This is a genomic window from Variovorax sp. 10N432, from assembly GCF_056394465.1.
The window spans coordinates 104,848-117,096 of sequence record NZ_JBFTHX010000006.1 but is presented as its reverse complement, the minus strand read 5'-3'; the positions used below and the strand labels follow the sequence as shown (position 1 = coordinate 117,096).

The window sequence follows — 12,249 nt, the reverse complement described above, 5'->3', positions numbered from 1 at the left end:
AACATCGCCGCCACCGACCATGCCCACGCGCCTCCTCGCCTTCATCGCCTGCGCGTTGTGGCTCATTGGCGCGCAGTCGGCGACGGCAGCGGATGCACCGGTCGCCGCCACGGCGGCCTCCCCGATCGCAACCGCGGACATCACGGCCCGCGCCGACGCCGACGAGCAGTTCGTCCAGGCCGCCATGCGCCGCGCTGCCTCGCCGGAAGAACTGCAGCGCTCGAAAGACGTGCTGGCCCGCCAGTCCGCCGCCGTCGAGGCGTTGTCGACGCTGTCCACCGGCACCGACCTCGCCGCGCTGCCGGTGCGCCGCCTCGAGAGCCTGCAGAGGCACTGGCAGCTCTATGCCCGCGAGCTCGCCGACGGCCGCGCCCGCCTCTCGCGAACCACCCACGCGCACGCCGAAGACGCCGCCTCGCTGGCCGCCCGCCGCAGCGACTGGCAGGCCACGCGCGCCGCGTCGACCGAATTGGCGCCGGCGCTGCTGCAGCGCATCGACGAGCTGATCGCGCAGATCGAGCAAGCCGAGCAGCGGGTCGCGCAACCCCTGGCCGAACTGCTCGACCTCGGCCGCAAGGCGAGCGTGCTCGCGGCCGAGGTAGAGGCCGGCCAGGCGGCGGTGCAGACTCAGGTCGAGGAACTCGACCGACGCCTGCTGTCGATGGATTCGCCGGCCCTGTGGCAGGGCGCCGCCGCCGGCCGGGCCTCCGAGACGGCCAACGCCAGCCTGCGCAAGAGCCTGGCCATCGAGACCGCCTTCGCGCGCGACCACGACGCCGCGAACGCACCCGTGCTGCGCGTGCTGGTGGCCGTCGGACTGGTGCTGCTGCCGCTGCTGTTCTGGCTGCGCCATCGCGCCGGGCAGCTGATCGCCCAGGGCCATGCGAGCGCCGCTTCGCTCCAGGCGCTGACCCGCCCCTGGGCCTGCTGGCTGGTGCTGCTGGCGCTCGGTGCGGTGGTGTTCGACTTCCAGGGCCCGGCCATCCGCCAGCAGGCGGCCATGCTGCTGGCGTGGGTGCCCGTGCTCCGCCTGCTGCCCGAGCGGATCCTGCAGGCCGTCGGCCCCTGGGCCTATCTCAGCGCCGTCTTCTACTTCCTGAACGTGCTGGCCTCGCTGCTGCTCGGCAACGAATTCCTGTACCGGAGCATGCTGCTCGCGATGGACCTGGCGATGGCCGGCACCCTGGTCTGGCTGGTCGCGCGGGCGCGCCGCGCCGCCGGGACCGCGGACGCGCCGTCCAGTCCGACCCCGATGATCTACCTGCTGGGCGCCGCCTCGGCGGTGCTCGTGGCGGCCGCGGTCTCCAATCTGCTCGGCAACCTGTCGCTGTCGGCCATGCTGACCAGCGCCGTGCTCGACACCAGCTACCTCGCCCTGGTCATGTATGCCGGGGCCACGGTGCTGGTGGCGCTGTTCAGGGTGTTGCTGGCGCGGCCTGGACCGGCGCGCCCGGGGGCCCGCAACACCAGCTCGCTGATCGACGCCGGCGCCAGGATCGGCCGCACGCTGATGGCCGTTGCCTGCGTCGTCATCGGGCTGCAGGCCTTTCGCATCTATCGCCCGCTGTCGGACTTCCTGCTGACGATCCTCTCCTACGGATTCACGATCGGCGTGGTGTCGCTGAGCCTCGGGAACATCGCGGCGTTCGTGGCCGCCGCCTTCCTGGCCTTCTGGCTGGCGCGCACGATCCGCATGCTGCTGGCCGAGGACATCCTGCCTTCGCTCGCGCTCACGCGTGGCGTGGGCAACAGCATCTCGACCCTGACCTACTACACGATCCTGCTGGTCGGCCTGCTGTCGGCGCTGGCCGTGCTGGGCTTCCCGATCGGACAGCTGGCCATCGTGTTCGGTGCCCTCGGCGTCGGTATCGGCTTCGGGCTGCAGGACGTCGTGAAGAACTTCGTCGCCGGCCTGATCCTGATGTTCGAGCGGCCGATCCAGCCGGGCGACGTGGTCGACGTCGCGGGCATGTCCGGCACGGTGCGCCAGATCGGCATGCGGGCCACCATCGTGACCACCTTCGAAGGCGCCGACGTGGTGGTGCCCAACGGCATGCTGCTGGCCGACAAGCTGGTCAACTGGACGCTGCGGGGCACCCGTCGGCGCATCGACATCAACGTCAGCACCGGCCCCGACGTGCCCCCGCGCACCACCATCGAGCTGCTGCTTGCGATCGCCCGCAGCGTCGACGGCGTGGCCACGGTGCCGGAACCCGCCGCCCTCATGACCGGCCTGACTGCCGGCGCCCTCGACTTCAACCTGCGCGCCTGGACCACCGACAGCGTCAGCTGGGTGGTGGTGCGCAGCAACCTGGCGGTAGCGGTGCGCGAAGGCCTGGCGGAAGCCGGCATCGAGGTGCCCCGGCCGCAGAGCGACCTGCACCTGCGCGGCCTGTCGGCGGAGTTCGCGCAGGCGCTGGCGGGCAAGGAGCCGTCTTAGGACTGCCGCAGCACGTCGTCGAACAGCGCCAGCAGGTGGCGCGCGAACAGGTCCATGTTCAAGGCCCGTTCGGCTTCGCCGGTCGCGACGGTCCGGGTCGACGTCGCGGCGCCGGCGACCGCGAGGCACACATGGCCGGGCGGGTCGCCGTAGGGGCTGCCCGACGGCCCCGCCGCGCCGCTTTCGGCCAGGCCCCAGGTGGCGCGCAGCTGCTGGCGGACCCGGTTGGCGACCAGTGCGGCATAGGGCTCGGTCTCGCCGCGCAGGCCGGCGACGTCGGCGGGCGTCAGGCCGAGCAGCGCCCGGCCGGCGCGCCGGGTGTAGACCACGGCGCCGCCCAGGAAGAAAGCCGAGGCCCCCGGTATCGCCAGCAGTGCCGCCGAGACCAGCCCGCCGGCCGAGGATTCGGTGACCGCGACCGTCTCGCCGCGCTCCTTCAGGGTGGCGCCGACGCGGGCGGCAAGCATGGAGAGTGGTGGCAGGTCGGACATGCGGCTATCGTAAGGGCGCTTTCCCCTGGCCGCAGAGCCCGCTAGACTCGACCGCCAGCGAGGTCCCCACCATGATCTTCGAGCAAGTTGCAACCGGCGGCTGCCAGTCCTACCTCGTGGGCTGCGACGAGACCCGCGCCGCCGTCCTGATCGATCCGGCGCTGAGCCAGATCGACCACTACGTGGCCCTCGCCGCGCAGAACGGGGTGCGCATCCGCTACCTCATCGACACCCACACCCACGCCGATCATTTCTCGGCCACCAAGGAACTGGCGCGCCAGCTCGACGTGCCGGTCGTGATGCAGCGGGCCAGCCCGGCGCCCTTCGTCGACATGCGGCTCGGCGACGGCGAGATGATCGTGGTCGGCCAGATGCGCCTGCAAGTGCTGCACACGCCCGGCCACACGGCGGACTCGATGTGCATCCAGGTCGGCGACCGGCTCTTCACCGGCGACACCCTGCTGATCGGCGGCACCGGCCGCACCGACCTGCCGAGCGGCGACCCCGAGGCGCTCTACGACAGCCTCTTCAACCGGGTGCTGCATCTCGACCCGGCGCTCAAGGTGTACCCGGCTCACGACTACAAGGGCCGCAGCCATTCGACGATTGGCGAGGAACTGGTGTCGAATCCACGGCTGCAGAAGCGCGAGCGGGCCGCCTTCGTCGAGATGATGCGCAGCCTCAACCTCACGATGCCGACCCACATCACGGAAGCCCTGCGCACCAACATGAGCGGCGGCAAGACCGTGGCCCGGCTGCTGGCCGAAGCCACCTCGTCGGTGCCCTTCATGTCGCTGGTCGAGCTCAAGGGTCGGGTCGAGGCCGCCGAGGACGACCTGATCGTGCTGGACGTGCGCGAACGCGATGCCTTCGAGGCCGGCCACATCCCCGGCGCCCGGCTGCTGCCGCGCGGGCAGCTCGAGCTGCGCGTCAACCAGGAGCTGCCGGACCCGACGCGGCGCATCCTGACCTGCTGCGAGCTGGGCTACATCTCGACCCTGGCGGCGGCGACCCTGCGGGAGATGGGCTTCCTGCACGCGGTGGCGCTGGATGGCGGCATGAAGGCCTGGCGCGAGGCCGGCTATCCGCTGGAGCCTACTGCGAATGCCGGCGCCCCCGGCCATACATCAGCAGCATCGCGATGATGACCGCGCCGTAGATCACCTGGCGCCCCATCTCGGGGATCTGCATCACCGAGAGGATCGACTGCAGCAGCGTGATCAGGATCACGCCCACCACCGTGCCGACATACGAGCCCCGGCCGCCGAGGATGTGGGTCCCGCCCAGCACGACGGCGGCGATCGCGGGCAGCTGGTAGGCGTCTCCCATGGCCTGGTAGGCCTTGGTCGAATAGCCGGTGAGCAGCACGCCGGCCGCCGCCGAGCAGGCGCCGGCGATCGCGAAGCACAGCAACGTGACCCGCCGCGTGTCCACCCCCGACAGGTAGGCGGCGCGCTCGCTGTTGCCGACGCCGTAGATGGCACGGCCCAGCGTGGTGCGGTGCAACAGGAACAGGGTGCATGCGCCCACCACGATCCAGACCAGCAGCGGATTGGGAATGCCGAGCAGCGAGCGCCCGGTGGCCAGCAGGTGCATGGCCGGCGTGGCGCGGTCCTGCGGCGCGAAGCCCCCGGTCTGGACCACGATCAGGCCCTGGGCCACCGCATTGATGCCGAGCGTGAAGATCATCGACGGCACCCGCAGGTAGGCCACGCCGATGCCGTTGACGATTCCGAACAGGCAGCCGCAGAGAATGCCGAACGGAATCGCGAGCCACTCGCCGGCAGGGCCCCACCAGCCGGCCGCGGCCGCCGACATGACACCGCCGACCGTCACCAGCCAGGGCACCGACAGGTCGATGCCGCCCAGCAGGATGACCAGCATCGCGCCGGTCGCGACGAGACCGAGGAACGAGGCGATCTGCAGTTGCAGCAACAGGTAGTCGGCCGAAAGAAAGTTCCTCGAGTAGAGGCTGCCGACCAGCAGCAGCCCGAGCGTGCAGGCCGCCGCCGCGACGACCGGCAAATGGCGGGAGCGCCGGAGGCGAAGGGCGAGCGCGGTCACGATGGCGGCGTCACTTGAAGAGGTCGAGCCGGTTGTCGACCTTCAGCAGCCGCAGCGCCCCGAGGCTGACCGCGGCCAGCAGGATGACGCCCTGGAACAGCGGCTGCCACAGCGGCTCGAGATCGAACACGAAGAGCAGGTCGCCGATGGTGCGCAGCACCAGCGCGCCGAACACCGAGCCGATGGCGCTGCCCGCGCCGCCGGCGAGCGAGGTGCCGCCGATGACCACGGCGGCGATGGAGTTCAGGGTGTAGACGCCGCCGATCGCCGCCGAGGCCTCGCCGGAATAGGTGACGAAAGTCAGCAGCAGCCCGCCGATCGACGCCAGCAATCCGGCCAGCGTATAGGTCACGAGACGGGTGCGGCCGATGTTGACGCCCGACATGTAGGCCGCCGCTTCGGCCGAGCCGATCGCCAGTGCCGCGCGGCCGACCGCCGACCGCCGAAACGGTACCCAGACCAGCAGGACCACCGCGAGCAGCACCACCAGCATCGCGGGGACGCCGCCCGGCAGCGCGCCGGTGAGCGCGTCGGCCAGGCCGGCATGGACGTCGCCGCCCGGCACCGGCCGCAGGCCCAGCGCGAGGCCGAAATAGACCGCGCCGGTGGCCAGCGTCGTGATGATCGGCTGCAGCCGGCCATAGACGATGATCGCGCCGTTGATCCAGCCGCACAGCGCGCCCGTGGCCAGCACGACGAGCACGCCGGCCGCCGCCTGCAGGGGCGTGCCGACCACCAGGTGCGAGGCGAGGCAGTTCGCCAGCACGAACACCATGCCGACCGACAGGTCGATGCCCGAGGTCAGCACCGGCAAGGTCTGCGCCATCGCGACGATCGCCAGCAGCACGCCCTTGTTGGCGGCGGTGGTGAGCACCGGCACGGTCCAGCCGGTCTGGTGCTTGGCGATGTAGAGCGCGAAGATCAGCACGAACAGGGCGGCGGCGGTCCAGCAGGCGCGCTGCTCGCGCAACCGGAAGCGCCAGTCCTCGCGCATCAGTGCAAGGTCTCCGCCGTGAGATTGAGCGCGCTGGCCACCAGCGCGTGCTCGGTCAGCTCGGCGCCGGCCAGCCAGCGCACGATGCGGCCGTCGAAGAACACGGCGACACGGTCGCAGCAGCCGATCAGCTCGGCATAGTCGGTCGAATACAGCAGCACGGCGGCGCCCTCCTCGGCCAGGCGCCGCAGCAGCACATAGATCTCCTGCTTGGTGCCGACGTCGATGCCGCGCGTGGGGTCGCTGAGCAGCACGATGCGCGGCGCGTTCATCAGCCATTTCGCGATCACGACCTTCTGCTGGTTGCCGCCCGACAGCGTCGCCACCGGGTCGCCGAGTTCGGGCGCCTTGATCGACAGCCTGCGGACCATCGCGGCGGTGGCCTCGACCTCCGCCGACGCGATGACGACACCGGCCCGGCTCAGGCGATCGAGCGCCGCGAAGCTCAGGTTGTCGCGCACCGACATCGGCAGCATCAGGCCGTCGGTCTTGCGGTCCTCCGGCACCAGGGCGATGCCGATCCCGCGGCGCTTGGCCTGGCGCGGGCTGCCGGCCGAGACCGGATCGCCGCCCTGGCGCACCTCTCCGGTCACCCCGCGCAAGACGCCGAACAGCGCCAGGAAGAACTCGCGCTGGCCCTGGCCGTCGAGCCCGCCGAGCCCGACGATCTCGCCCGCGCGCACAGCCAGCCGGATGTCGTGCAGCCGGCCGCCCCACGACAGGCCGCGCACGTCCAGGGCCGGCGGCGCCGTCTCGGCGGCAGCGCGCGGCGGCGGCTTGGGCGGGAAGGCATGCGCGATGTCGCGGCCGATCATCATCTCGACCGTCTGCGCATCGCTCTGGCTGCCGGCCTCGAAGGTCGCCACGTGCCGGCCGTTGCGGAACACCGAGCATTCGTCCGCCAGTTCGGCGATCTCGTTCATGCGGTGCGAGATGTAGACGATCGCCAGGCCCTCGTCGCGCAGCCGCTTGAGCAGGCCGTAGACCCGCTGCACGTCGGCCGCAGTGAGGGCCGAGGTGGCTTCGTCGAGGATCAGGATCTTCGGCTGCCGCGACAGGGCCTTGGCGATCTCGACCATCTGGCGGCGCGACAGCGAGAGGCTGTCGACCGGCGCCAGCGGATGGATGTCCTCGGCCCCGGCGCGGGCCAGCGCCGCCTCGGCCACGCGGCGCTGGGCCCGGCGGTCGATGAGGCCGAGGCGGGTCGGCGGGTTGGTGATGCAGATGTTGTCGGCCACGCTCAGGTGCGGCATCAACGACAGCTCCTGGAAGATGCAGGCGATGCCCGCCGCCACGGCGTGCTGCGGATGCACGAAGCGGCGATCGCTCCCCTCGAGGACGATGCGGCCCTCGTCGGGTTGCACCACCCCGGCCATGATCTTGATCAGGGTCGACTTGCCCGCGCCGTTCTCGCCCAGCAGCGCATGGATGCGCCCGGGCGCGCAGGCGAACTGCGCGCGGTCGAGCGCCCGCACGCCGCCATAGCGCTTGGAGACGTCGACCAGCTCGAGGACCGGGTCCAAACCGAAACGTCCGTCGCGTCAGTTGTTCTTCTCGTCCTTCGACATGATGTCGGTCGCCTTCAGCGTCACGCCGCAAGGCGGAAAGTCGTTGGTGGTGAAGAAGTTGTCCGTCAGGTCGGGGAAGTAGTTCTCGCCGGCCTTGAAGTCGGGGTGGGTGGCGGTCGGGATCGGCACCGAGATCAGCTGCGGCATCACCTTGCCTTGCAGCGCCGCGACGGCCGCCTTCATCGAGATCGCGACCAGCCCCGGCGACTGGCCCATGGAGGTGCACAGCAGGCCGTCCTTGGCGCGCTCGACGCACAGCTTGCGGAAGCCGTTCTCGGCCTCGCCGGCCACCGGAATCATCTTGTGCTTGGCATCGATCAGGGCCCGCACCGAGCCGGTCGATCCGCCCTGGGTGTACATGCCGTCGAAGTTCTTGTGCACCGCCACAGCATCGGCCACCGCCTTCTGGGCCGTGCCGTCGTCCCAGTTGCCGACCACTTCGACGACCTCGAACTTGTTGCCCGGCGCCTCGACCACCTTGCGGAAGCCCAGGTGGCGGTCGCGGTCGACCGAGTTGCCCGGAACACCGCGCACCTCGAGCAGCCGGCCGCTCTTCGACGGGATGTTCTTCACCAGCCATTCGCCCGACTGCGCGCCCATCGCGGTCTGGTCCTCGTTGACCATCATCACCTCGGTGCTGTCGAGCACGTTGTCGAAAGGCACGACGACGATGCCGGCGGCATTGGCGCGCTTGATCACCGGCGCGAAGGCCGTCGGGTTCACCGCGATCGTCACGATGGCGTCGTAGCCCGAGTTGATGAAGTTGTCCATGGCCGCGATCTGGGCGGCGACGTCGGTGCCGGTCGAGACGATCTTGAATTCCTTGATCTGCGGTTTCATTTCCGGCGTCGCCGCGTAGGCCTTGGCCATCTTGATCATCTGGATGCGCCAGGTGTTGCCGACGAAGCCGTTGGCCAGCGCGATGCGGTATGGGCCCTTCTTGGCGGGCCACTGGAAGTACTTGGTGCTGGCGTCCCAGGGCTTGAAGCAGGCCGGGTTCTCGCCGGGTCCGCTGACCACTGCCGGTCCGGCCGCCATGACGGCACCGGTGGCGAGGCATGCGGCGACCGCCGCGGCGAAGCGTGTGCGAATGATCATTGCTGTCTCCTTCGGAGGACTCGGTCGGGGCGACCGGCCAACGGACGAACAATGCCGTGCGCCCCCGGCACGTCGTCCGGCGCGCAAGGGGCCCGGACATCATACGAATATGTGGTCTTTCGGCCCGCTTGGTGAATACCCTTGCCTCAGGCGACGATCACGCGCGGACACGCCTTGCGCAGCGCGGCGAGCGCGCCCACCTCGCGCGCCCTGGTGTCCGTGACGGCGATGTCGATGTCGGCGCTGCGGACGTAGGTCACGCGGCTGGCCTGGCCGATCTTGCTGTGGTCGGCCAGGATCACCACCTGCTGCGCCTGTTCCGACATGGCGCGCGCGACGGCGGCTTCGTGGTGCTCGAAGCTCATCGCGCCGTGCTTCGGATGCAGGCCCGCCGGCGACAGCAGCGCCACGTCGGCACGAAAGCGCCGGATGTCCTCCAGCGTGCCTTCGCCATGCGTGGCCTGCGTCTTCACGTCGATGGCGCCGCCCAGCAGGCGCACCTCGTTGCGCGCGGCCCGGCCTTCGTCGGCACCGGCCAGCTTGAGTGCGATGGCCAGTGAGTTGGTGATCACGGTCATGCCGCTGAGCGTCGCGATCTCTTCGGCCAGGATCGACGTGGTGCTGCCGGCATCGAGGAACAAGGTCTGGCCGGGCCGCAGCAGTGCGACAGCGGCCCGGGCGATGGCGCGCTTTTCCTTCTGGCGTGCGATCAACCGCAGCGCCAGCGGCGGCTCGGGCTCGGGCGGCGTGGCGACGGCGCCGCCATGCACCCGGCGCAGCTCGCCCAGCCCTTCGAGCTCGAGCAGGTCGCGCCGCACGGTTTCGCGCGAGACGGACAGGTCCTGCACGACGCGGTCGACGCTCAGGCGGGAGAAGGTGGCCAGCAGGCTGCGGATGCGGAGGAAACGTTCTTCTTGGAGCATGGGAAGGAGGGTCTGGGCGCCGCGGCAACGAGCGCCATGATTGCACGCCGCGGCGCCGCCCCGGTCAGAGGTCCGCCATGCCCATCGCCGGATCGCTGACCGTGTGCTTGCCGGTCTCGACCCGGCCGGCGAAGCGCCGGTAGTAGCGCGGGTCGGTGTCGCAGGTCACGGCGAAGTCATACCACTGGCCGCTGGCGGCCAGATCCCAGTGCTGGTCGACCGTGCTGTTGCCGGCGACCGAGGCCGCCCACGGGCCATCGCCGCGATAGGCCTTGGCCTTGACCGTGAAGCCGGCCGCCTTCGTGCCCGTGTTCATCATGGTCAGGTAGACGTTGCCGTTCGTGATGTCGTAGCACACCCGCACTTCGGGTTGGGCCACGCCGTTGGCACGCAGCGCATTGAGGTCGCCCTTGAAGTGGCGATGGAAGCCGTTCGGGCCCAGCACCCACAGGTCGTACAGCCCGGCGTCGTCGGTCATCGCGGCCCAGGTGTCGTCCAGCGTCTTGCCCGCCTCGACCATGTAGCGGCGCGGCAAGCGGTCCAGGTGCAGCTTGTCGTAGACGTGGAACACGGCGGCCTGCTTGCCGGTGTTGGCGAACAGCAGCTGCACCTTGCCGCTCGCGGCGTCGCAGCGCGCACTGGTGTGCAGCTCGTAGGGCAGCGCGCGCGAGGGCCGGGTTCCGGTGGCCTGCTTCGGCAAGGTCGCGGTGCCGGGCAGCGCCACCTGGGTCAGCGCATCCTGCGACGCACGCAGCGTGTCGGCGGCGGCCTTGGTCGTGCGCCCGGCCAGCGTCGGCAGCACCTCGGTGTTCGGGGTCGCGAAATTGAAGACGCTCGTGAGGTCGCCGCACACCGCGCGCCGGAACGCACTGATGTTGGTCTCCTTGACGCCGAAGCGGGCCTCGAGGAAGCGCAGCACCGACGTGTGGTCGAAAGCCTGCGAGTTGACCCAGCCGCCGCGGCTCCAGGGCGAGATGACATACATCGGCACGCGCATGCCGGGGCCGTACACGCGGCCGTCCGGCGTGTCCTGGTCGACCGTGCCGGGGGGCGCCGGATGGGTGAAGTACTCGACGCCCATCTCGGCGTCGACCAGCGTGGTCTTGCCGGCGGCAACGCCGCCCGCGTCCTTCGATGGCGCCGAGGGCGAAGGCACGTGGTCGAAGAAGCCGTCGTTCTCGTCGAAGTTGACGATCAGCACGGTCTTGCTCCAGACCTCGGGCACGGCGGTGAGCGCGTCCAGCACCTCCTGGATGTACCAGGCGCCCTGCACCGGGCTCGACGGGCTCGGATGCTCCGAGTAGGTCGAGGGCCCGACCACCCAGCTGACCTGCGGCAGCTTGCGGTTCAGGATGTCCTGCTTGAAGGTGGCGAGGAAGCCGCCGTCCGGCATCGTGTTGGCGATGCCCTTGTAGAGCGGGTTGCCGACATTGTCGGAGGCCGGGTCATAGGCCGGCGACACCACGCTGCCGTCGTGGCTCACGGGCTTGCCCGAGGCCTCGTTGGCAAGGCGGTACTGCTTGAAGCCGCACAGCGGGTTGTCGGTGTAGTTCGACGGCATGTTCTGGTAGACGATCCAGCTGACACCGGCCTTCTCGAGGCGCTCGGGGTAGGTGGTCCAGCCATAGCCCTGGGTCGAGGGGCCGATATCGTCCCATTCGTTGGTGACCATCGCCACGTTGGCGCCGGTCGGTCCGTTGGTGCCGGTCCAGTGGAAGCTGCGGTTGGAGTTGGTGCCGGTGTGCATCGCGCAGTGGTAGGCATCGCACACCGTGAAGGCATTGGCCAGCGCGAACTGGAACGTCAGCTCGGCCTCCCGGTAGTAGCCCATCGACTGCGTGAAGGGCGCGGTCGATGTCTTCTTGTAGGTCGGCCATTTGCTCAGGCGGCCGCCGTCCCAGGCGTTCTGGCCGTCGTTCCAGTCGTGCGGCGTGCCCTTGACGCGCAGCGCGTTGCCCTTGGAGCTGTCGAGGTAGTAGGGCGTGACGATCTGGCCGGCCAGGTATTCCTGCTCCCACACTGTGCGGCCGTTGGGCAGCGGGATCGTGAACCGGTCGCCGAAGCCACGCACGCCGGCGAGGGTGCCGAAGTAGTGGTCGAACGAGCGGTTCTCCTGCATCAGGATCACGACGTGCTCGACGTCCATGATCGTTCCGGTCGCATTGTTGGCCGGAATGGCGAGGGCGCGGCGGATGGCCGGCGGAAAGGAGGCGAGCGTGGCGGCGGCGATGCCGGTGGTGGCGGCGCCGCGCAGGAAGTTGCGTCGTGAAGTCATGAGGGGTTCCGGTCGGGGATCAGGGCGCGCAGCGCATTTCGGGTTTGGCGGATGTGTCCGGCGTCACGGGCGCGGCGGGCGTGCCGGAGGTGCCGGGCGAGGTCGCGGTGCCGCCGGCGACCGGAGGGATCGCACCGTTGCTGCCGCCGCCGCCGCCGCAGGCACTCAGCGCGAAGACGGTCGCGAGGCCGAGCAGAACCGCGCGCCAACCAGGCCGGAGTTCGGAACAGGAGGAAGCGAAACGCGCATGCATGGAATCTCTTTCTTTCGTGAGCGGATGTCGGGTGGGCGAAGCTCCAGAGCGCGCCGGGTGCGTCTCGTTGCCGATGAGGCAACTTTTGCATTTGCACTAATTTCCACAAACACTCTGGATGCCACAATGATGGCCGCGGCACA

General features: G+C 70.0%; 10 protein-coding genes. 2 read left to right on the top strand and 8 right to left on the bottom strand.

Going from position 1 to position 12,249, the window contains the following annotated elements; genetic code table 11:
* The first annotated feature begins 19 nt into the window (after nt 1-19).
* On the top strand, nt 20-2,440 hold the full coding sequence (locus tag AC1DF3_RS09615) for a mechanosensitive ion channel family protein (protein WP_478139489.1): 2,421 nt from the start codon (nt 20-22) through the stop codon (nt 2,438-2,440).
* Here the strand turns inward: AC1DF3_RS09615 and AC1DF3_RS09610 are convergent.
* Nucleotides 2,437-2,931, bottom strand: a complete 495-nt coding sequence (locus AC1DF3_RS09610; protein ID WP_478139488.1) for a CinA family protein — start codon at nt 2,929-2,931, stop codon at nt 2,437-2,439. The two genes, AC1DF3_RS09615 and AC1DF3_RS09610, sit on opposite strands and share 4 nt — an antisense overlap.
* 71 nt (nt 2,932-3,002) lie before the next feature.
* On the opposite strand from AC1DF3_RS09610, the gene AC1DF3_RS09605 reads away from it, so the two are divergent.
* Complete coding sequence (locus AC1DF3_RS09605) at nt 3,003-4,076, top strand: MBL fold metallo-hydrolase (protein WP_478139487.1); 1,074 nt, start codon at nt 3,003-3,005, stop codon at nt 4,074-4,076.
* Here the strand turns inward: AC1DF3_RS09605 and AC1DF3_RS09600 are convergent.
* The 7 genes from AC1DF3_RS09600 to AC1DF3_RS09570 all read right to left on the bottom strand — a co-directional run bounded on the left by AC1DF3_RS09600 (nt 4,027) and on the right by AC1DF3_RS09570 (nt 12,106).
* The gene (locus tag AC1DF3_RS09600; RefSeq protein WP_286531029.1) at nt 4,027-4,995 is read right to left on the bottom strand and encodes an ABC transporter permease; all 969 of its coding nucleotides are present in this window, start codon (nt 4,993-4,995) and stop codon (nt 4,027-4,029) included. The genes AC1DF3_RS09605 and AC1DF3_RS09600 overlap by 50 nt on opposite strands.
* Nucleotides 4,996-5,005: 10 nt before the next feature.
* Nucleotides 5,006-5,989: an ABC transporter permease gene (locus tag AC1DF3_RS09595; protein WP_286531027.1), complete on the bottom strand. Its 984-nt coding sequence runs from the start codon at nt 5,987-5,989 to the stop codon at nt 5,006-5,008.
* Nucleotides 5,989-7,512, bottom strand: coding sequence for a sugar ABC transporter ATP-binding protein (locus AC1DF3_RS09590; RefSeq protein WP_478139486.1), 1,524 nt, complete (start codon nt 7,510-7,512; stop codon nt 5,989-5,991). Before AC1DF3_RS09590 ends, AC1DF3_RS09595 begins: the two co-directional genes overlap by 1 nt.
* A gap of 18 nt (nt 7,513-7,530) precedes the next feature.
* Nucleotides 7,531-8,655, bottom strand: a complete 1,125-nt coding sequence (locus AC1DF3_RS09585; protein ID WP_286531024.1) for a sugar ABC transporter substrate-binding protein — start codon at nt 8,653-8,655, stop codon at nt 7,531-7,533.
* Between the two features lie 146 nt (nt 8,656-8,801).
* Nucleotides 8,802-9,578: a DeoR/GlpR family DNA-binding transcription regulator gene (locus AC1DF3_RS09580; protein ID WP_478139485.1), complete on the bottom strand. Its 777-nt coding sequence runs from the start codon at nt 9,576-9,578 to the stop codon at nt 8,802-8,804.
* A gap of 64 nt (nt 9,579-9,642) precedes the next feature.
* Nucleotides 9,643-11,853, bottom strand: coding sequence for a phosphocholine-specific phospholipase C (locus AC1DF3_RS09575; RefSeq protein WP_478139484.1), 2,211 nt, complete (start codon nt 11,851-11,853; stop codon nt 9,643-9,645).
* A gap of 19 nt (nt 11,854-11,872) precedes the next feature.
* Nucleotides 11,873-12,106, bottom strand: coding sequence for a hypothetical protein (locus AC1DF3_RS09570; protein ID WP_478139483.1), 234 nt, complete (start codon nt 12,104-12,106; stop codon nt 11,873-11,875).
* Nucleotides 12,107-12,249 lie beyond the last annotated feature (143 nt).

What these genes read in the sequence shown, in the direction of transcription:
- AC1DF3_RS09610 (WP_478139488.1), bottom strand. Translation starts at nt 2,931, where the DNA reads ATGTCCGACCTGCCACCACTCTCCATGCTTGCCGCCCGCGTCGGCGCC.
- AC1DF3_RS09580 (WP_478139485.1), bottom strand. Translation starts at nt 9,578, where the DNA reads ATGCTCCAAGAAGAACGTTTCCTCCGCATCCGCAGCCTGCTGGCCACC.
- AC1DF3_RS09585 (WP_286531024.1), bottom strand. Translation starts at nt 8,655, where the DNA reads ATGATCATTCGCACACGCTTCGCCGCGGCGGTCGCCGCATGCCTCGCC.
- AC1DF3_RS09605 (WP_478139487.1), top strand. Translation starts at nt 3,003, where the DNA reads ATGATCTTCGAGCAAGTTGCAACCGGCGGCTGCCAGTCCTACCTCGTG.
- AC1DF3_RS09575 (WP_478139484.1), bottom strand. Translation starts at nt 11,853, where the DNA reads ATGACTTCACGACGCAACTTCCTGCGCGGCGCCGCCACCACCGGCATC.
- AC1DF3_RS09570 (WP_478139483.1), bottom strand. Translation starts at nt 12,106, where the DNA reads ATGCATGCGCGTTTCGCTTCCTCCTGTTCCGAACTCCGGCCTGGTTGG.
- AC1DF3_RS09595 (WP_286531027.1), bottom strand. Translation starts at nt 5,989, where the DNA reads ATGCGCGAGGACTGGCGCTTCCGGTTGCGCGAGCAGCGCGCCTGCTGG.
- AC1DF3_RS09615 (WP_478139489.1), top strand. Translation starts at nt 20, where the DNA reads ATGCCCACGCGCCTCCTCGCCTTCATCGCCTGCGCGTTGTGGCTCATT.